Source organism: Enterobacter sp. JH25, from assembly GCF_021725435.1.
GTDB classification, from domain to species: Bacteria; Pseudomonadota; Gammaproteobacteria; order Enterobacterales; family Enterobacteriaceae; genus Enterobacter; species Enterobacter intestinihominis.
In genome coordinates, this window is the sequence record NZ_CP091319.1 from 2,095,104 (window position 1) to 2,114,909 (window position 19,806).

A 19,806-nucleotide genomic window follows, 5' to 3' on the forward strand; every position below is an offset into this window, starting at 1 on the left:
ACACACCCTGCGAAGCATAACGAAGGAGTATCCTATGTCCGAATCACACGTCGCCGTCCTGCCTGGCGTGCAGCAGTTTTTAGATCGCCAGCACGGCCTGTGGATCGAAGGGCGTCAGGCGGCATCCGATAGCGAAAAGCGTCTGAACGTCTACAACCCGGCGACCGGAGAGGTCATTGCCTCCACCGCCGATGCCAGCGTTGATGATGTCGATCGTGCGGTGATGTCTGGCTGGCGCGCCTTTGTCGCCCGAAGCTGGGCCGGGCGGCTTCCGGCAGAGCGGGAACGCATCCTGCTGCGGTTTGCGGATCTGGTGGAACAGCATGGCGAAGAGCTGGCACAGCTCGAAACCCTGGAGCAGGGGAAATCGATTAACATTTCCCGCGCCTTCGAGGTGGGCTGCACCCTGAACTGGATGCGCTACACGGCAGGGCTGACCACCAAAATTGCCGGTAAAACCCTCGATCTCTCGATTCCACTGCCGCAGGGCGCGCGTTATCAGGCGTGGACGCGTAAAGAGCCGGTTGGGGTCGTGGCGGGGATTGTGCCATGGAACTTCCCGCTGATGATTGGCATGTGGAAAGTGATGCCCGCGCTGGCGGCAGGTTGCTCCATAGTGATCAAACCCTCGGAAACCACGCCGCTCACCCTGTTACGGGTGGCGGAACTGGCGAGCGAGGCGGGGATCCCGGATGGCGTATTCAACGTGGTGACCGGCAGTGGCGCCGTCTGTGGCGCGGCACTGACCTCGCACCCGCGCATTGCCAAAGTGAGCTTTACCGGATCGACGGCGACGGGCAAGCAGATTGCCCGCGCGGCGGCGGATACGCTAACGGGCGTGACGCTGGAGCTGGGGGGCAAAAACCCGGCCATCGTGCTGAAAGATGCCGATCCGGCGTGGGTGATTGAAGGGCTGATGACCGGCAGCTTCCTGAATCAGGGGCAGGTCTGCGCGGCCAGTTCACGTATATATATTGAAGCTCCGCTGTTCGACACGCTGGTCAGCGGCTTTGAACAGGCCGTGAAATCCCTGAGCGTCGGGCCGGGCATGTCGCCGGATGCGTTTATCAACCCGCTGGTGTCGCGCGCCCACTGCGATAAGGTCCAGGCGTTTCTGGATGAGGCGAAGGCGCACAATGCGGAGCTGATCGCCGGGAACCGGGGGCCAGACGGCAAAGGCTATTACGTTTCGCCAACGCTGGTGGTCAACCCGGATAATCATCTGCGACTGACGCGTGAAGAGGTCTTCGGGCCGGTGGTGAATCTGGTCCGTGTAGCTGACGGGGAAGAGGCGCTTCAGCTGGCGAACGACACTGAATACGGCTTAACGGCCAGCGTCTGGACGCAGAACATCAGTAAAGCGCTGGAGTACACCGACAGGCTACAAGCCGGAACCGTGTGGGTGAACAGCCACACGCTGATAGATGCCAACCTGCCGTTCGGCGGCATGAAGCAGTCTGGCACCGGGCGCGATTTCGGCCCCGACTGGCTGGATGGCTGGTGTGAAACCAAGTCGGTGTGTGTGCGGTATTAAAAAAACGCCGGGTGGCGGCTACGCCTTACCCGGCCTACGGGATCGAGGAAAAAGGTTGGTTTTGTAGGCAGGGTAAGCGCAGCGCCACCCGGCGTAACTTACAGCGACCACCGATTCCGCCCGGCCTCCTTCGCCCTGTACAGCGCCGCATCGGCGCGGGCGATGATTTCGGCCCCGACTGGCTGGACGGCTGGTGTGAAACCAAGTCGGTGTGTGTGCGGTATTAAAAAAACGCCGGGTGGCGGCTACGCCTTACCCGGCCTACGGGATCGAGGAAAAAAGTTGGTTTTGTAGGCCGGGTAAGCGCAGCGCTACCCGGCGTAACTTACAGCGACCACCGATTCCGCCCGGCCTCCTTCGCCCTGTACAGCGCCGCATCGGCGCGGGCAATGATTTCCGCCCCGACTGGCTGGACGGCTGGTGTGAAACCAAGTCGGTGTGTGCGGTATTAAAAAAACGCCGGGTGGCGGCTACGCCTTACCCGGCCTACGGGAGCAAGGAAAAGGTTGGTTTTGTAGGCCGGGTAAGCGCAGCGCCACCCGGCGTAACTTACAGCGACCACCTATCCCGCCCGGACTCCTTCGCCCGATACAACGCCGCATCGGCGCGGGCGATGATTTCCGGGCCGGCCAGTCCTGGGGTATAGCCTGCAATGCCCATACTCACCGTCACACATTCACTCACCTTCGACGCGCTGTGCGCAATGGCTGCGGTGCGCAGGCCAGCCTGGATCCGCGCGGCGACTTTCTCAGCAACGCTTTCTTCACAGTCAAAGAGGATCACGACGAACTCCTCACCACCGTAGCGCGAAACCACATCCTCTGGCGTGCGCACCGAGGAGTTCAGCACCTCCGCGACCCGCGCGAGACACGCGTCCCCCGCCTGGTGACCATAGGTGTCGTTATACAGTTTGAAGTAGTCGACATCCAGCATCAGGACCGTGAAGCGTTTGCCTTGCTCCACCGCGTTTTCCAGCACCAGCTCCATCGCCCGGCGGTTGGCCGTTTTCGTCAGCGGATCCTGATGGGCCAGCGCATCCAGCCGCGAAATTAAACGCTGATTCTGCTGGTTGCGACGCCAGGCCTCTTCAAACCAGCTTAAGAGGATGTAGCGTCCGCAAACGAGAATGAACGTGAACACCACCCACAGCCCGGCAAAGCGAAGGTTCATCTCCTGATTCAGCAGCATGCTGGCAACGGGCATGGTGATCCACAGCGGCGCGATAAAGCACACCAGCCCCACCGGATGAAAATAGAGCGCGGTCATACCGGCCATCAGCAGGGTAACGAATATCGGCCAGGGATGAGGAAGCTGTATCACGTTGATAAACCAGTAACAACTTATCGACCATAGCAGGCTACACATTAACAGCACGGCGCTGACGCCGCGGATGTGGCGCCAGGCCATTATTACCAGCGCCACGGAAAGGATGACTACCCCCAGCATGGAAGCGTCAATCATCTGTGTGAGAGGTGGGCTGACGTGTAAGAGGGTATCAATTTGGCCGAACAGGGAATTGCGCAGCAGGATCATGAGCGCAAAGCTCGCGTTGACGAAGGCGAGCCACGGCAGGTTCATGGCCAGCCCGTGGACAACCATGGCGTTACGGGTCGGCCAGATCGCGGGCTCCGGAGTGGCGTTGTGTCTTTTTTCCATGAGAGAGAATGTCCCTGTGGCGGGCGGAAAGACCGCCCGCGAGTGCATGCCTTTACGGGGTCACAATGTTAAACCAGAATTCAAATTTATCCATGTAACCGAGCATGGCATCGAGTTTTGCGGCATCGCCCGTCACTTTGATATCGCCATTATCCTGAGCCTGTTTAAGCGTCACTTCTTTCAGGATGATTTTATTCAGCGTATCGCGGTTGAGGGTCACGGTCGCGTCAGCATCCTTCGCTTCGGCGTTCGCCGTGTGGTTCAGCACGCCATTTTCCAGCTCCAGCTTGTATTTGCCGCCGTCGCTGCCGAGGTCGATGTTAAACACCGATTTTGCATCCGCTGCTTTTTCACCGTTGATATGCACCGCCAGATAGTCAAAGAACATTTCTGGCGTCATTGCGCGCACGGTATCCGGGCTGGCGGTATTCGGGGTGGGACCTTTCACCACGCCGTTACGCAACTCCTGCGCGCCGGTCAGGTAGAAGTTACGCCATGGGCCGGATTCAGCCTGATAACCCAACTGCTCCAGGGCATCCGCTTCAAGGTTACGTGCGGCCTGGTTGTTTGGATCGGCGAATACCACTTTGCTGACCACCTGAGCCACCCAGCGATAGTTGCCCTGGTCAAAATCGGTTTTAGCTTTACTCAGGATGGCATCCGCGCCTCCCATATACTCCACAAATTTCTTCGCGGCTTCTTCAGGCGGCAGTTCATCCAGGGTCGCGGGGTTGCCGTCAAACCAGCCTAAATAGAGCACGTAGGTGGCTTTGACGTCATGACTGACTGAACCGTAATAGCCTCGGTTGGCCCAGGTATTGGCCAGGGAGTTCGGCAGCTTGAAGTTGGCGGCGATCTCGTCACGCGTCAGCCCTTCATTCGCCATGCGCAGGGTCTGGTCGTTGATGTAGCGGTAGAGGTCGCGCTGGCTTTTCAGCAGGTTAACCACATTCTCGTTGCCCCAGGTCGGCCAGTGGTGCTGCGCCATGATAACTTCGGCCTTATCACCCCAGCGTACAATTGCCTGGTTGATGTATTTCGACCATGGCAGCGGTTCACGAATTTTCGCACCGCGCAGGGAGTAGGTGTTGTGAAGGGTATGGGTGACATCTTCCGCAGACTCGATCAGCTTTTTCTCTTCGATATACCAGAGCATCTCAGAAGGCGCTTCGGAGCCCGGCGCGAGCATAAAATCATAGGTCAGGCCATCGATCACCTCTTTCTGACCATCTTTCTCGATGATATTGGTCGGGGCAATCAGGGTCACCGTCCCGGCGGAGGTGGTGGTGCCGAGCCCCGCACCCACCTGGCCTTTCGCATCCGGCTTCAGCAGGTTGCCGTACATATAGCTGGCGCGGCGGCTCATGACGTTGCCCGCCATGATATTTTCCGCGACGGCGGCCTCCATAAATCCGGCTGGCGCGTAGACTTTAACCTTGCCGGACTTCACGTCGGCTTCGTCCACCACGCCGCGCACGCCGCCATAGTGGTCAACGTGGCTGTGGGTGTAAATAACAGCGACGACAGGTTTCTTGCCGCGATTTTTATAGTAAAGATCCATCCCGACTTTGGCCGTCTCCGCCGACACCAGCGGGTCGACCACGGTAATGCCTTCTTTACCTTCAATAATGGTCATGTTTGACAGGTCGAGGTTACGGATCTGGTACACGCCCTCGGTGACTTCAAACAGGCCGCTGATGTTAATCAGCTGGGACTGACGCCATAAGCTCGGGTTAACCGAATCGGGCGCTTTATCGCCTTCCTTGATAAAGGCGTACTGCTGTGGATCCCAGACGGTGTTGCCTTGCTCCCCTTTGATAATTTCCTGAGGTAGCGGGGCGATAAACCCTTTGTGGGCATTGGTAAAATCGGTGTTATCAGAGAAAGGAAGCTGGTTGAAGAGTGCGTTGTTGGCCTGCTGAGTTGCTGCGGTTGCATCCTTAGGGGCTTCTGCGGCCCAGGCTGAACTGGCGGAAATGAAAAAACCGGCCAGCGCAAGGCTTCTTACTATCTCATTGACTTTCATCCTAAAACCTCTCGGTTATGTATAGCGTTGTTCATGGATACTTCGATATCTACAAAATGTTTCAGATGTTGCAAAAGCATTAAGCGAAGTAACATTAACTATAATCGGGGAGTGGTATTCAGCAAGAAAGCGAATGAAAAACCGGGCATCGTGCCCGGTCAACGTGTTATTTCTGCTCTTTTTTCTTGCCGAGCGTTGGCGTCTCGTCAAAGAAGTTCCACGGCTTGAGTAACGTGTGCACCCATTCCGTCGGCATTATCGGCCACTCCTCGGCGCGGGCGACATGGGTGGTGCCGGTGGTCATCCAGATGACGTTATCCTGGTCGTTCAGCGACTCGTTATCTTTGCTGTACTGGCCTAGGCCCGTATCGTGCGTGGAACGGTTCGGGTATTTTCCCTCCGGGTACATCTCGTCGGGATGGTAACGCGTCACCCACAGCTGTTTATCCATAAAGCTCAGGCGGTGATAAATCCACTCGTCCGGGGCAAACTTCGCGCCCGTCGCCACCGGGTGTGTGCCCCCCGCGTAAGGGATGATCTGATACGAGACCGGGTTGCCCATGCGGTTCTCTTTGCTGGTGTTGCTCAGCAGGCGGATGGTGCCCGGATCAAACTTTTGCGCCGCCTGCTGTTCAGTATCAATATCATACTGATTCACCTGCATGGTGCTGGTGCGCGGTCCGCCAGCGGTGTTCGGTTTGACGTCCGGATCCATGGCCACCAGCTTGTTGTTGATGCCGTCCACGTCCATATCCAGACGGAAGTTGTAGATGTGCTGGTGGGTGGTGCCGACAATATTATGGTCGATCAGCGTACCGTATCGGGTGTCATCCTTCGCGGTGGCATCATGCATGGTTTTCGTCTGCACGCCTTTCACCGCTTCAATGCCCGTGGCCCCTGCATCAATGCCGATGGTGCCGTTTTCGTGGAATACCCAGTCGAAGATATAATCGTAGTTACCCACGGTGCTGACCCAGCGCACCACCAGCTCGCGGCGCTCGGTGCTGACGTTGGGTTTACCTAACTCCTGATGCTTATACTCCGGCCCGGCGTAACGCTCGAAAATGGCGATCGCCCGGGGGATCTCCATTGGCGCACCGGTATAGTCCGGGATGGTTTCGTTGAGCATCACGGCGTTAGACGGAACATCCTTGCCGCGCACCAGCGGGGAGGTCAGGGTACCCATGCCGTAGTCGCCGGAGTCCAGGTAGGCCTTAAAGTACCAGCCGATATCCGGGTCGCCGTACGGCACAATCATTCCGCCGAGCGATCCCTGATACATCACCTGTCGCTTTTTGCCGTTGTCGTTATAGGTCACGGTGGAGATCATCGGGCCGACGCGCGAGTCCAGGCTCAGATGAAAATCCCAGTTCTGCCAGTGCACCATATCCCCGGTAATGGTGTAGTTCTTGCCTTCCGGCTCGATAATCTCCAGCGGTTTTTTCACCGTTTCAACGCGGTTACGGCCATCATAAGGACGCGGGGTGAGCGGCACCGGCACGACCGGGCCTTCCTCAATCTTCTGGATTTTCTTCTGCTCAAGATCCACCACCGCAACCAGGTTTTCGATCGGGTGCGCCCAGTAGTTACCGTCGCCCACGTCGAGATAGCTGATCACTTTCAGCAGGCGGTCTTCCTGTTTCAGCCCATCCTTGCCGTCAAAAAAGCCGACGGTAAGCGGGGTGGTGATCACTTTCTTCGGATCGGTAATGCCGCGCTTTTTCAGCACGGCGGCAAACTCCGGGCTTTCATTGATGATCTGCTGCACGGTATTGAAGTCATCCAGCAGCACCATGCCGTGCGCGTCTTTGATCGGCTCCCAGCGGAGGATCTTTTTGTCCTTCAGATCCACCCGGCTTTCGATGATGCGTTTGCCGTCAAGCATAATGATATTGGCCTGGCGGGGCGCATCCACCGCCGTGCCGTTAAGCACGAAGTCCCAGACTTTGGCTTTTTCTGGCTCCGCCAGCGCAATCTGGGTAAACCGGGTATTGGGTTTAAAATCCGCAGAGGCTTTCACAATGGCTACGGCCTGGTTGATTTCATCAGCGGTCAGCGCGTTTAACGGGTGGGGGCGTTTTTCAACCTGGAATGTCTGATCAAGACCGGACTGAAAGACATCGTTGATAAAAGTCTCCGGGATATAGGCCTTATTGTTCTTCATCACCACGGGCACCTGGAGCGTCAGCGGTTTGCCGTTAACGATGGCGGTGTTGGCGCCGGGTTTGACCTTCACAAAGGCACCGTCTTTAGCGATGGTGAACATCTGGGCGTAATCATCCCACTGCACGTCCGCGCCAAACGCCTGAAGCGTTTTGTCCATCGGGACCATATGCGCCTCGCTGCCGTGAGCGTAAACAGGGGATTGCCAGGCGCAACAGAGCGCAACGGCCATGGCCAGTGCCGTTCTACGGGCAGAAAAAGAAGAATTGCTTCCCATCGCAGACCTCATCTTGTTGTGTTTATTGTGTTGTGTCAGCCTTATCCTGACAGGCGCGCGCGAAAAGCGTTTGCCTGCATCTGCCAGGTTGTTTGTCAGTCTTGCCAGGTTAAAAAAAGACCGGGGGTGCATCACACCCCGTGAAAGTGAAAGTGTGCTTCAGTAAGGTGAACTGTCGAGATGAATGCAGACATCGAAACCTACCGTCGTGAACGAATAAACCGTACCGCGAACGCGAAGATAAATGTCTCCATTTTTAATTGCCACTGAAGCTTTATCATCATCGGTGATCATGACGGGATTGATATTCTTAATGTTAGACATGAATTCTTCCGGACTTTTTTTCGCATCAAAGAGATAAATATGAGACCTGTTTTTAGACAGTGAGCCCGTCTCAACCTGGGTGATGTAAAGAGTTAAACGATCGTTAACCTTAATTTTTTCCTGCAAATTTTCATACACGGTAAAAAGATCGCGGAAAGGGTATGCAATGAATATGAGAAAACTAAAGATAATAATTCCAGCTCGCCAGTTAAAAACCCGAACGTCGCGCATAATCTATTCCTGCCCTTATCCATAACTGATCGACTGAATCATCACCGTAATTATTATTGTTCTGGAATTTTGCAAATTCGGCAGGATCGCTTGTCCCGGCAAGAATCTGTGCAGTGCCTGCCCCCCGGAGCAGAATTCCCTCAGGAATGCCTGCTGCCGCACCAACGGCACCGTAATGAAAATTGCCAAAATTGGCATACTCTGCACGGCCTTGTTTATAATCCCAGGGACCATGGTTTCTGACCATTTGATAAAACCATATGTAGGTCATTAATGAGGGGCCACCATGAAATCGCGCTATTATCATGTGGCTAACGACGTCCACGCCAGGTGGTGCAAAGGATGCAATATTATAGGGTGTTGAATAGGAAGGATTTCGCATATTTAACGCTCAGCCCAACAGTCTGCAAACTGTATATTACCATCGCAATATGTCCATGTTATTTTATCATAGCGTAGTTCCACGACTTCAAGATGATTATGTTTTTCTTTCGTCGGGTCTTTAATGTCATGCATCAATGGCGTAACGGAAACGACGCGAATATTATCGAGACGCATATTGTAATATTCTACTTCCTGTCCGGCGTCATTAATGCGATACCACCTGAACTCGGCCGTTTTAAGGGTTTGGCCAGTCGCAACCGCTTTCATCAGGTAAGGGGAGGAGGAATCGATTTCTTTTTGAAATACGACTGGGGCATGGTTACGTTTACTGGTAATTTTCCCGGTCAATGGATCGGTTGGGAGGCGAAGATTGTGTGTAAAGCCAGTGACTTCAATGCTTCCCTCACGGTAACAAACATCCACCGAGCCTGTAATTTTTGTACCACCATCGTCAGTCAAGAAAAGGTAAACAGGAATTGCCATAGTCTGTTAATCATCCATGTAATTTAACGCGGGAATATTCCCGGCGATAAATAATAACTATGCTAACTATACGGTCAATTTGCTTAGTGTTTCCGGTTGTAACTTATCCAAACCAGGCAGACTGGATGGTTCGATTAATCAAAGCCAACCAGCCCCTGTATTACCTTCCGTTTATTTTGATGCGCTCAAACACTCGAGGCAGCAAGGTTAATGCCATTGCTTTGATTAAAAGTCACCCTGCTGGCGCGCCACCAGCGTCAGGATGGAGTAAAGCGCCACGGCCTGCTGATGCTGGTTGAAGATCTCCACCGCCCATTCCACCACGCCCGTCGGTTTTTCCTCGGCAGTGCGCTGTTTCTTCAGCGTTTTACGTTTACAGGTCAGGCGCACCTGAATGGTATCGCCCGGCTTGACCGGCTCGATAAAGCGCAGGTTTTCCATGCCGTAGTTGGCAATGACCGGCCCAACCCCGGCATCGACAAACAGCCCCGCCGCGGCGGAAATCAGGAAATAACCGTGTACCACGCGCTCGCCAAAAATCGACTCCGCCGCGCCAATTTTGTCCATATGGGCATAGAAATGATCCCCGCTCAGGCAGGCAAAATTCACGATATCCGCTTCCGTCATGGTACGACGCGGGGTCAGCAGGCTGTCGCCCGGCTGTAACTCCTCGAAGTATTTACGGAACGGATGAACGCGATCTTCCAGCACCTCCGCGCCACGGACCCACTGTTTGCCGATGGCGGCGAGCATGGACGGGCTGCCCTGAATGGCCGTGCGCTGGAGATAGTGCTTCACCGCACGCAGGCCGCCCAGCTCCTCGCCGCCGCCCGCACGTCCCGGGCCGCCGTGCACCAGCTGCGGCAGCGGTGAACCGTGGCCGGTGGATTCTTTCGAGGATTCCTGGTTGAGGATCTGAATGCGTCCGTGGGCGCGCGCGGCACCGGCAATAAATTGCCGCGCCACGTTTGAATCTGCCGTGACCAGCGTTCCCGCCAGGCTGCCGCCGCCCGCCCGCGCCAGCTGCATGGCGTGTTCACTGTTGCGGCAGGGCATCAGGGTGGCGACGGGGCCAAAGGCTTCGGTGGCGTGAACGGCCGGAGTTTCGTCCGGCTGCGGGCAGAACAGCAGGGTGGGCGGGAAGAATGCGCCAGCCGCCTGCATATCGGCTTTACCACCCAGACGGATCTGGCAGCCCGAGGCAAGCAGATGATCGACTTTTTCCTGCACGTCAGCACGTTGCTCACTGTTGACGAGAGCCCCCATCTTCACCCCTTCCTGGGCCGGATCGCCGACGACCACGTTCTCCAGCCGCGCAATCAGCGCCTGGCTGACGGCTTCAACCTGCGCTTCCGGCACGATGATGCGGCGGATGGCGGTACATTTTTGCCCGGCTTTGGCGGTCATCTCGCGCACTACTTCGCGAATAAACAGCGCAAACTCCGGCTGCTCCGGCGTCACGTCCTCACCCAGCACGCAGCAGTTAAGGGAATCTGCTTCCATGGTAAACGGAATGGAATGCGCGACGATATTCGGATGTACGCGCAGGCTATGCCCGGTGCTGGCCGACCCGGTAAACGTCACCACGTCCTGGCTGTCGAGCTGGTTCAGCAGATCGCCCGCGCCACCACAGATCAGGCTGATGGCGCCGTCCGGCACCAGTCCGCTCTCGACGATCGCTTTCACCATTGCCTGAGTCACCTGCGCGGTGGCGGTGGCGGGCTTGATGATGGCGGGCATCCCGGCAAGCCAGGTGGGTGCGAGCTTTTCCAGCATCCCCCAGCACGGGAAGTTGAACGCGTTGATATGCACCGCCACGCCGGATTTCGACGTTAACACGTGACGTGCCGCAAAGCCGCCTTCCTTCGACAGCGGGATCAGCTCATCCTCCGGCCACAGGGTATCGTCCGGCAGCTCACGGCTGCCGAGGCTTGCGTAGGTGAAGAGGGTGCCGATACCGCCTTCAATATCCACCCAGCTGTCGGCCTTCGTCGCGCCGGTCTGGGCTGACAGGGCATAAAACCGATCCTTCTGGCTCAGCAGATGTTTGGCCACCGCCTTCAGCATGGCGGCGCGCTCGATAAAGCTCATTGCGCGGAGCGCTTCTCCGCCGTGTTCAATGGCGTAACGGCGCGCGGCCGCCATATCCAGCCCTTCGCTGGTGACTTCAAATAGCGTTTCCCCGCTGATGGCGTGGGTGATGGTGCGCTCGCGGCCCCGGCCTGATTGCCAGGTGCCGGACAAGAAGCTGGCTAACTGCTGCATTTCTTCTCTCCAGGTGTTTCGTGATTTCACTATAAATAGTTTGACCGCGAATCATAAAAAGCAAGCTGAGTTTTAATGAATTGTTAACGTTGTGATCTCTATTGCTTAGCCTGACCACCCGAAAGCCTTGTATAATCGGCCTTTCATGAAAAGGCTTGCGAGCGTCGTCACAAAATAAACAAACGCTTCTTGGGGTTATATTTAACCTTTGTGTAACTTTTAAGAAACCAAATGATTCACCATTATGCTGTTTTTGGTGATTTAACGAATCACAAAGGTGGTTATGTGACGCAAGAACAACGCTTTGAGCAACGCATCGCACAGGAGACGGCCATCGAGCCGCAGGACTGGATGCCGGATGCCTATCGCAAGACGCTGATCCGCCAGATTGGACAGCACGCCCACTCTGAGATTGTCGGCATGCTGCCGGAAGGAAACTGGATCACCCGCGCGCCGACGCTGCGCCGGAAAGCCATTCTGCTGGCGAAGGTGCAGGACGAAGCCGGACACGGCCTGTACCTCTACAGCGCGGCGGAAACGCTGGGCTGCGCCCGGGAGGACATCTATCAAAAGATGCTCGACGGCAAGATGAAATACTCCTCCATCTTCAACTATCCGACCCTGAGCTGGGCCGATATCGGCGTCATTGGCTGGCTGGTGGACGGCGCGGCCATTGTGAACCAGGTGGCGCTGTGCCGTACGTCTTACGGCCCGTATGCCCGGGCGATGGTGAAAATCTGTAAAGAAGAGAGTTTCCACCAGCGTCAGGGTTTTGAGGCCTGCATGGCGCTGGCGCAGGGCAGCGAAGCCCAGCGGCAAATGTTGCAGGACGCCATCAACCGTTTCTGGTGGCCCGCGCTGATGATGTTCGGACCCAACGACGACAACTCCCCAAACAGCGCCCGCAGTCTCGCCTGGAAGATCAAACGCTTTGGCAACGATGAGCTTCGCCAGCGCTTCGTGGACAACACGGTGCCTCAGGTGGAGATGCTCGGCATGACCGTGCCGGATCCCGACCTGCGTTTCGATGAAGAGAGCGGCCACTACCGCTTCGGCGAAATCGACTGGCACGAATTTGACGAGGTGATCAACGGGCGCGGGATCTGCAACCACGAACGTCTGGCCGCAAAACGTAAAGCCTGGGACGACGGCGCATGGGTGCGTGAAGCCGCTCTGGCCCACGCGGAAAAACAACGCGCCCGCCAGGCCGCATAAGAGGAATCAACCATGAGCAATGTTTACTGGCCGTTATACGAAGTTTTTGTCCGTTCGAAGCAGGGGCTGTCGCACCGCCATGTGGGCAGCCTTCACGCTGCCGACGACCGCATGGCGCTGGAAAACGCGCGCGATGCCTATACCCGCCGCAGCGAAGGCTGTTCCATCTGGGTGGTGAAGGCGAGTGAAATCGTCGCCTCCCAGCCGGAAGAGAGCGGGGAGTTTTTCGATCCGGCGGAAAGCAAGGTCTACCGCCATCCGACGTTTTACACCATCCCTGATGGCATTGAGCATATGTGAGGTTGGGGATGAACAACGTATCTGCTTATGCCCTGCGTCTGGGTGACAACGGTCTGGTGCTCTCACAGCGTCTGGGCGCCTGGTGCGGCCATGCGCCGGAGCTGGAAATTGACCTGGCGCTCGCCAATATCGGCCTTGATCTGCTCGGGCAGGCGCGCAATTTCCTGACCTACGCCGCTGAACGGGAGGGTAAGGGCGATGAAGACACCCTGGCCTATTGCCGCGATGAGCGTCAGTTCCGCAATTTGCTGCTGGTGGAACAGCCAAACGGCAGCTTCGCCGACACCATTGCCCGTCAGTATCTGATGGATGCGTGGAACGTGGCGCTCTACGAGCGGCTGATCCACAGCAGCGACAGTCAGCTTGCCGCCATCGCGGCAAAAGCCATTAAGGAGGCGCGCTATCACCTGCGCTTTAGCCGCGGCTGGCTGGTGCGGCTGGGGGACGGAACAGAAACCTCCGCACAAAAAATGCAGCAGGCGGTGGATAGCCTGTGGCGCTTTACGGCTGAACTGTTCGACGCTGACGAGGTCGAGCTGGCGCTAATTGATGACGGCGTGGCGGTTGATCCGCGCGACCTGCGGGACCCGTGGGAGCGCGAAGTGTTTGCTGGCCTGGCGGAAGCCACCCTCCGCGTGCCCGAAGAGGTGGCGTATCGCACGGGCGGTAAGAAGGGGCTACATACCGAACACCTCGGGCCGATGCTGGCAGAGATGCAGTATCTCCAGCGCGTTTACCCCGGCCAGCAGTGGTAAAGGAGGACGCCATGCAACGCCTCGTCGACATCGCGCCTGCACAAATCCCGCAGATTTGGGCGCTGTTAAGCCAGATCCCCGACCCGGAAGTGCCGGTGCTGACCATCACCGACTTAGGCATGGTGCGCAGCGTGAAGGCGCAGGGGGAAGGCTGGATCATCGGCTTCACGCCAACCTATTCGGGCTGTCCGGCAACGGAGCATCTGCTGGGGGCGATCCGCGAAACTCTGACCGGGAACGGCTTTAGCCCGGTACATATTGTGCTGCAACTGGAGCCCGCCTGGACCACCGACTGGATGACCGACGATGCCCGCAGGCGCCTGCGTGAATATGGCATCAGCCCGCCTGTCGGCCATAGCTGCCATGCCCACGTTCCCGCGGAGGTGAGCTGCCCGCGCTGTGCGAGCACCGATACCTCGCTCATCAGTGAATTTGGTTCCACGGCCTGCAAAGCGCTCTACCGCTGCAATACCTGCCGTGAGCCCTTCGACTATTTCAAATGTATTTGAGGCTGCCATGACAACGTTTCATTCATTAACAGTGGCAAAAGTGGAACCCGAAACCCGCGACGCGGTGACCATTACCTTCGCGGTGCCGCAGGCGTTACAGGAGGCGTACCGCTTCCGTCCCGGTCAGCATTTGACCCTGAAAGCCAGTCCTGGCGGGGATGAACTGCGCCGCTGCTACTCCATCTGCCGGAGCACCGCGTGCGGTGAGATCAGCGTGGCGGTCAAAGCCATCGAGGGCGGACGTTTTTCCCGCTATGCCCGGGACGAGATCAAACCGGGCATGGCGCTGGAGGTGATGGTGCCCCAGGGGCATTTTGGCTACCAGCCGCAGGCCGAACGCGAAGGCCACTATCTGGCGATTGCCGCCGGGTCCGGGATCACCCCGATGCTGGCGATTATGTCCGCTACGCTGGCCACTGAAGCCCACAGCCACTTCACCCTGATTTACGGCAACCGCAGCAGCCAGAGCATGATGTTCCGCCGGGCGCTGGCGGACCTGAAAGATAAATACCCGCAGCGTTTGCAGCTGATCTCCATCTTCAGCCAGGAGACGCTCGACAGCGATCTGCTCCATGGCCGTATTGACGGGGAAAAGCTCCAGGCGCTGGCAAAAACGCTGGTGAATTTCCGCCAGTACGATGAAGCCTTCATCTGCGGCCCGTCGGCGATGATGGACGAGGCTGAGGCGGCGCTGAAAGCGCTGGGTATGCCGGAAAAAGCGATCCATCTTGAACGCTTTAACACGCCGGGAACCCCCGTTAAACGGACAGTCAGCGTGCAAGCCGACGGGCAGAAGGTCACCGTCCGTCAGGACGGGCGCGACAGGGAGATCACCCTGACGGCGGACGACGAGAGCATTCTTGACGCGGCCCTGCGTCAGGGGGCGGATCTGCCTTACGCCTGCAAGGGCGGCGTGTGCGCCACCTGCAAATGCAAAGTGCTTCGCGGGAAGGTGGACATGGCGACCAACTACAGTCTGGAGCCGGACGAGCTGGCCGCAGGCTATGTGCTGAGCTGTCAGGCGCTGCCGTTAACCGCTGACGTTATCGTCGATTTTGATGCGAAGGGGATGGCATGAGCGAACTGATTGTCACCCGTCATGGCCGCGTGTTGCAGCTGACGCTTAACCGTCCGGCGGCGCGCAACGCGCTCAACAATGCGCTGCTCACGCAAATCGCGGAGCAGCTTGAAGCCGCCGCCGCGGATGCGGAGATCGCCGTCTGTGTGATTTACGGCAACGAACGCTGCTTTGCCGCCGGGGCCGATCTCAACGAAATGGCGGAGAAAGACCTGCCCGCCACACTGAACGATATCCGCCCGCAGCTGTGGGCGCGGATAAACGCCTTCACCAAACCGCTGATTGCCGCCGTGAACGGCTACGCGCTGGGGGCAGGCTGTGAGCTGGCGCTGCTCTGCGACGTGGTGATTGCCGGTGATAACGCCCGCTTTGGCCTGCCGGAAATCACCCTCGGGATCATGCCGGGCGCAGGCGGCACACAGCGGCTAATCCGTAGCGTGGGCAAATCGCTGGCCAGCAAAATGGTGCTGACGGGCGAAAGCATCACGGCGGTTCAGGCGCACAGCGCCGGGCTGGTCAGCGACGTCTACCCGGCCTCGCTGACGCTGGAGTACGCCCTGAAGCAGGCGGGGCTGATGGCGCGCCACTCGCCGCTGGCGTTACAGGCGGCGAAGCAGGCGCTTCGCCAGTCGCAGGAAGTGCCGCTTCAGGCCGGGCTGGCGCAGGAGCGTCAGTTGTTTGCGCTACTCGCGGCCACCGACGATCGCCGGGAAGGTATCAACGCCTTTTTACAAAAACGCACCCCAGACTTTAAAGGACGCTAATTGTGGAATTTATTCTGAGCCATGTTGAGCAGGGCGTAATGACCATTACGCTGAACCGCCCGGAGCGCCTGAACAGCTTTAACGACGTCATGCACCAGCAGCTTTCCGAATGCCTGAAGCAGGCCGAGCGCGATGACGCTATCCGCTGCCTGCTGATCACCGGGGCAGGACGCGGTTTCTGCGCCGGGCAGGATCTCAACGACCGTAACGTGGACCCGACCGGCCCCGCGCCGGATCTGGGCATGTCCGTTGAGACTTTTTACAACCCGCTGGTGCGCCGCCTGGCAAAACTGCCGAAGCCGGTGATTTGCGCGGTTAACGGCGTGGCGGCGGGGGCAGGAGCCACGCTGGCCCTCGGCTGTGACATGGTGATTGCGGGCCGTTCAGCCAGCTTTGTGATGGCCTTCAGCAAGCTCGGGCTGGTACCGGACTGCGGCGGAACCTGGCTGCTGCCGCGCGTGACCGGACGCGCCCGCGCCATGGGGCTGGCATTGCTGGGCGACAAGCTCAGCGCCGAGCAGGCACAGGCCTGGGGAATGATCTGGCAGGTGGTGGACGACGAGCAGCTCTCCGCCACCGCACAGCGGATGGCGCTGCATTTTGCCTCGCAGCCGACCTATGGCCTGGGCTTGATCAAGCAGGCAATCAATGCCGCCGAAACCAACACCCTCGACGCCCAGCTTGATCTGGAGCGCGACTATCAACGTCTGGCCGGACGCAGCGACGACTACCGGGAAGGCGTCAGCGCGTTCCTGGCAAAACGCGCGCCGAACTTTACGGGGAAATAAGATGGTGAATATCCATACGGTCGCCGTCATTGGCAGCGGCACCATGGGCGCCGGGATTGCCGAAGTGGCAGCCAGCCACGGTCATCCGGTTCTGGTGTACGACATTGACGCTGCGGCGATTTCCCGCGCCGTCGACGGTATTCGCCAGCGGCTGTCCTCTCGCGTTGCGCGCGGAAAACTCTCTGCCGACGCCGGGGAACAGATCCTCGCCCGCCTGACGCCGGTGACGAATATCGGTGCTCTGGCGAAAGCCGATCTGGTGATCGAGGCGGCCTCCGAGCGGCTTGACGTGAAAAAGGCGCTGTTTACCCAGCTGGCAGAGGTTTGCCCGCCGCAGACGCTACTCGCCAGCAATACCTCGTCCATTTCCGTTACCGCGATTGCGGCGGAGATAAACCACCCTGAACGCGTCGCCGGGCTGCACTTCTTCAATCCTGCCCCGGTGATGAAGCTGGTGGAGGTGGTCAGCGGGCTGGCGACCTCACCCGAAGTGGCCGATGCGCTGTGCGAGCTGGCGCTGAGCTGGGGAAAGCAGCCGGTACGCTGCCAGTCCACGCCGGGGTTTATCGTCAACCGCGTAGCGCGTCCTTTCTACTCGGAAGCCTGGCGCGCGCTGGAAGAGCAGGTGGCAGCGCCCGAGGTGATCGACGCCGCCCTGCGAGACGGCGGGGGTTTCCCGATGGGGCCGCTTGAGCTGACGGACATGATTGGTCAGGACGTCAACTTTGCCGTGACCTGCTCCGTATTTAACGCCTTCTGGCAGGAGCGTCGTTTTTTGCCGTCGCTGGTGCAGCAGGAGCTGGTGCTGGCGGGGCGTCTGGGTAAGAAAAGCGGGCAGGGCGTTTACCGCTGGCAGGAGGACAAACCCGCCGTCAGCTGGCTCGCCCCGGTCAGCCACAGCTTCAGCCCGATGCGCGCACAGCGAAGAAGTGACGGTGTCACGGAAATTGACGATATGTTGCTGATCGAAACGCAGGGTGAAACCGCGCAGTCGCTGGCGCTGCGCCACGGCTGTCCGGTGGTGGTGGTCGACCGCATCGAGCGGGATGTGGCCGTTATAGCCGCCGCGCCCGGCAACCCGCACGCCGCCACGCAGAAAGCCATTTACTGGTTGCAGCACCAGGAGAAACGTGTGGTCCAGATTGCGGATTACCCCGGCCTGCTGATCTGGCGCACGGTGGCGATGATTGCCAACGAAGCGCTGGATGCCCTGCAAAAAGGGGTCGCCAGTGAGCAAGACATCGATACCGCCATGCGCTTAGGGGTCAACTATCCCTGCGGCCCCATCGCCTGGGGCGAGCGCCTTGGCTGGCAGCGTCTGTTAACGCTGCTGGAGAACCTGCAACGTCACTACGGCGAGGAACGTTATCGCCCCTGTTCACTGCTGCGCCAGCGTGCGCTTCTGGAGAGTAGTTATGAGTCATAACGCCTGGCATAACGCCCGCGCGATGTACGAACGGGACGCCTGCGCGCAGGCGATGGGGATGGACATTATCGAGATGGGCGAGGGCTACGCGGTGGTGACCATGACCATCACCCCGCAGATGCTTAACGGGCATAAAACCTGCCACGGCGGACAGCTATTCTCGCTGGCCGATACCGCCTTTGCCTACGCCTGCAACAGTCAGGGGCTGGCGGCGGTGGCCTCAGGCTGCGCCATCGATTTTCTGCGTCCGGGCTTTGCTGGCGATAAGCTGACCGCTACCGCGCGGGTGAAGCATCAGGGCAAACTGACCGGCGTCTACGACATCGAAATTCAGAATCAACAACATAAAACCGTCGCTCTTTTTCGCGGGAAATCCCACCGCACCGGCGGCAGTGTGACAGGAGAAGCCTGATGCGTAACGCATTTATTTGTGAGGGTGTGCGTACCCCGGTCGGTCGCTACGGTGGAGGATTATCCAGCCTGCGTGCCGATGACTTAGGGGCCGTTCCGCTGCGTGCGCTGCTGGCGCGTTACCCGCAGCTCGATCTGGAGCGCATAGATGACGTGATCTTCGGCTGCGCAAATCAGGCCGGAGAGGATAACCGCAACGTGGCGCGCATGTCGTCGCTGCTGGCCGGTCTGCCGCAGACCGTTTCCGGTACCACCATTAACCGCCTGTGCGGCTCCGGTCTGGATGCCCTTGGCTTTGCGGCGCGCGCCATTAAGGCCGGGGATGGCGATCTGCTGATCGCCGGTGGCGTCGAATCCATGTCCCGTGCGCCGTTCGTGATGGGTAAAGCCACCGCGGCGTTTCAGCGTCAGGCGGAGATCTTCGATACCACCATCGGCTGGCGATTTGTGAATCCGCTCATGCATCAGCAATACGGAACTGACAGCATGCCGGAAACGGCAGAGAATGTAGCGGAATTGTTAAATATAAGCCGTGCCGATCAGGACGCATTTGCCTTGCGCAGCCAGCAGCGCACCGCGCTGGCGCAGCAGAATGGCGTTCTGGCGCAGGAGATAATCCCGGTACAGGTAACGGGGAAAAAAGGCGCGGTAACGGAAGTGAGCGTAGACGAGCATCCGCGCGCCGAAACCACCCTTGAACAGCTTGCCGCGCTGAAAGCCCCGTTTCGCAAGAACGGTGTGGTGACGGCGGGGAACGCCTCTGGCGTCAACGACGGGGCGGCGGCGCTGATTATCGCCAGCGAGCCGATGGCGCTTGCCCAGGGGTTAACCCCGCGCACCCGCATTGTGGCCATGTCGACCGCGGGCGTCGAGCCGCGTCTGATGGGATTAGGCCCGGTTCCCGCCACCCGTAAGGTGCTGGAACGTGCCGGACTCAGTATCACCGATATGGACGTCATTGAGCTTAACGAAGCCTTCGCCGCACAGGCGCTGGGGGTGCTGCGTCAGCTGGGCTTGCCGGATGACGCGGAGCATGTCAACCCGAACGGCGGAGCGATCGCGCTAGGTCATCCGCTGGGAATGAGCGGTGCCAGACTGGCGCTGGCCGCGAGCAATGAATTGCACCGACGCGGCGGGCGCTACGCGCTGTGTACGATGTGCATCGGTGTGGGTCAGGGCATTGCCATGATCCTTGAGCGTGTTTGAGCGAACAATAA

At 58.6% G+C, this 19,806-nt stretch carries 18 protein-coding genes and 1 pseudogene; 12 read left to right on the forward strand and 7 right to left on the reverse strand.

Going from position 1 to position 19,806, the window contains the following annotated elements; translation table 11 throughout:
• Positions 1-34 precede the first annotated feature (34 nt).
• Positions 35-1,534, forward strand: a complete 1,500-nt coding sequence (locus L2Y28_RS10220; RefSeq protein WP_022648012.1) for an aldehyde dehydrogenase family protein — start codon at positions 35-37, stop codon at positions 1,532-1,534.
• Positions 1,535-1,698: 164 nt separating this feature from the next.
• Positions 1,699-1,761: pseudogene (locus tag L2Y28_RS25570) on the forward strand (hypothetical protein); the annotation flags it as partial.
• 322 nt (positions 1,762-2,083) lie between these two features.
• Here the strand turns inward: L2Y28_RS25570 and L2Y28_RS10225 are convergent.
• The 7 genes from L2Y28_RS10225 to paaZ form a co-directional block, all read right to left on the reverse strand.
• Positions 2,084-3,190, reverse strand: coding sequence for a GGDEF domain-containing protein (locus L2Y28_RS10225; RefSeq protein ID WP_022648013.1), 1,107 nt, complete (start codon positions 3,188-3,190; stop codon positions 2,084-2,086).
• Between the two features lie 52 nt (positions 3,191-3,242).
• Positions 3,243-5,216 (reverse strand): alkyl/aryl-sulfatase, encoded by a 1,974-nt coding sequence (locus tag L2Y28_RS10230; protein WP_022648014.1) that lies wholly within the window; start codon positions 5,214-5,216, stop codon positions 3,243-3,245.
• 166 nt (positions 5,217-5,382) lie between these two features.
• Complete coding sequence (gene tynA / locus L2Y28_RS10235; protein ID WP_022648015.1) at positions 5,383-7,656, reverse strand: primary-amine oxidase; 2,274 nt, start codon at positions 7,654-7,656, stop codon at positions 5,383-5,385.
• 159 nt (positions 7,657-7,815) lie between these two features.
• Positions 7,816-8,211 carry a hypothetical protein gene (locus L2Y28_RS10240; protein ID WP_022648016.1) on the reverse strand — a complete coding sequence of 132 codons (396 nt, stop codon included), beginning with the start codon at positions 8,209-8,211 and terminating at the stop codon, positions 7,816-7,818.
• The gene (locus L2Y28_RS10245; protein WP_226860873.1) at positions 8,189-8,482 is read right to left on the reverse strand and encodes a polymorphic toxin type 44 domain-containing protein; all 294 of its coding nucleotides are present in this window, start codon (positions 8,480-8,482) and stop codon (positions 8,189-8,191) included. Before L2Y28_RS10245 ends, L2Y28_RS10240 begins: the two co-directional genes overlap by 23 nt.
• Positions 8,483-8,595: 113 nt before the next feature.
• Complete coding sequence (locus tag L2Y28_RS10250) at positions 8,596-9,078, reverse strand: Hcp family type VI secretion system effector (RefSeq protein ID WP_022648017.1); 483 nt, start codon at positions 9,076-9,078, stop codon at positions 8,596-8,598.
• A 225-nt stretch (positions 9,079-9,303) separates the two neighbouring features.
• Complete coding sequence (gene paaZ, locus L2Y28_RS10255; RefSeq protein ID WP_022648018.1) at positions 9,304-11,343, reverse strand: phenylacetic acid degradation bifunctional protein PaaZ; 2,040 nt, start codon at positions 11,341-11,343, stop codon at positions 9,304-9,306.
• Positions 11,344-11,628: 285 nt separating this feature from the next.
• On the opposite strand from paaZ, the gene paaA reads away from it, so the two are divergent.
• From paaA to pcaF, 10 genes are read left to right on the forward strand one after another with little or no spacing between them, the layout of a single operon-like run.
• Positions 11,629-12,558 (forward strand): 1,2-phenylacetyl-CoA epoxidase subunit PaaA, encoded by a 930-nt coding sequence (gene paaA, locus L2Y28_RS10260; protein WP_022648019.1) that lies wholly within the window; start codon positions 11,629-11,631, stop codon positions 12,556-12,558.
• A 12-nt stretch (positions 12,559-12,570) separates the two neighbouring features.
• Positions 12,571-12,858 carry a 1,2-phenylacetyl-CoA epoxidase subunit PaaB gene (gene paaB, locus L2Y28_RS10265; RefSeq protein ID WP_003857353.1) on the forward strand — a complete coding sequence of 96 codons (288 nt, stop codon included), beginning with the start codon at positions 12,571-12,573 and terminating at the stop codon, positions 12,856-12,858.
• Between the two features lie 8 nt (positions 12,859-12,866).
• Positions 12,867-13,613, forward strand: coding sequence for a 1,2-phenylacetyl-CoA epoxidase subunit PaaC (gene paaC, locus L2Y28_RS10270; protein ID WP_022648020.1), 747 nt, complete (start codon positions 12,867-12,869; stop codon positions 13,611-13,613).
• A gap of 11 nt (positions 13,614-13,624) precedes the next feature.
• Positions 13,625-14,122 carry a 1,2-phenylacetyl-CoA epoxidase subunit PaaD gene (gene paaD / locus L2Y28_RS10275; RefSeq protein WP_022648021.1) on the forward strand — a complete coding sequence of 166 codons (498 nt, stop codon included), beginning with the start codon at positions 13,625-13,627 and terminating at the stop codon, positions 14,120-14,122.
• A 7-nt stretch (positions 14,123-14,129) separates the two neighbouring features.
• Positions 14,130-15,200, forward strand: a complete 1,071-nt coding sequence (gene paaE, locus L2Y28_RS10280; protein WP_022648022.1) for a 1,2-phenylacetyl-CoA epoxidase subunit PaaE — start codon at positions 14,130-14,132, stop codon at positions 15,198-15,200.
• A complete protein-coding gene (gene paaF / locus L2Y28_RS10285; RefSeq protein WP_022648023.1) occupies positions 15,197-15,964 on the forward strand; it encodes a 2,3-dehydroadipyl-CoA hydratase PaaF in 768 nt (255 codons plus the stop codon). The genes paaE and paaF overlap by 4 nt, the downstream gene beginning before the upstream one ends.
• Positions 15,964-16,752 carry a 2-(1,2-epoxy-1,2-dihydrophenyl)acetyl-CoA isomerase PaaG gene (gene paaG / locus L2Y28_RS10290; RefSeq protein WP_087878439.1) on the forward strand — a complete coding sequence of 263 codons (789 nt, stop codon included), beginning with the start codon at positions 15,964-15,966 and terminating at the stop codon, positions 16,750-16,752. The genes paaF and paaG overlap by 1 nt, the downstream gene beginning before the upstream one ends.
• A gap of 1 nt (position 16,753) precedes the next feature.
• Positions 16,754-18,178, forward strand: a complete 1,425-nt coding sequence (paaH, locus tag L2Y28_RS10295; RefSeq protein ID WP_022648025.1) for a 3-hydroxyacyl-CoA dehydrogenase PaaH — start codon at positions 16,754-16,756, stop codon at positions 18,176-18,178.
• Complete coding sequence (gene paaI / locus L2Y28_RS10300) at positions 18,168-18,590, forward strand: hydroxyphenylacetyl-CoA thioesterase PaaI (RefSeq protein ID WP_022648026.1); 423 nt, start codon at positions 18,168-18,170, stop codon at positions 18,588-18,590. The genes paaH and paaI overlap by 11 nt, the downstream gene beginning before the upstream one ends.
• Positions 18,590-19,795: a 3-oxoadipyl-CoA thiolase gene (gene pcaF / locus L2Y28_RS10305; RefSeq protein ID WP_022648027.1), complete on the forward strand. Its 1,206-nt coding sequence runs from the start codon at positions 18,590-18,592 to the stop codon at positions 19,793-19,795. The genes paaI and pcaF overlap by 1 nt, the downstream gene beginning before the upstream one ends.
• Positions 19,796-19,806: the final 11 nt, after the last annotated feature.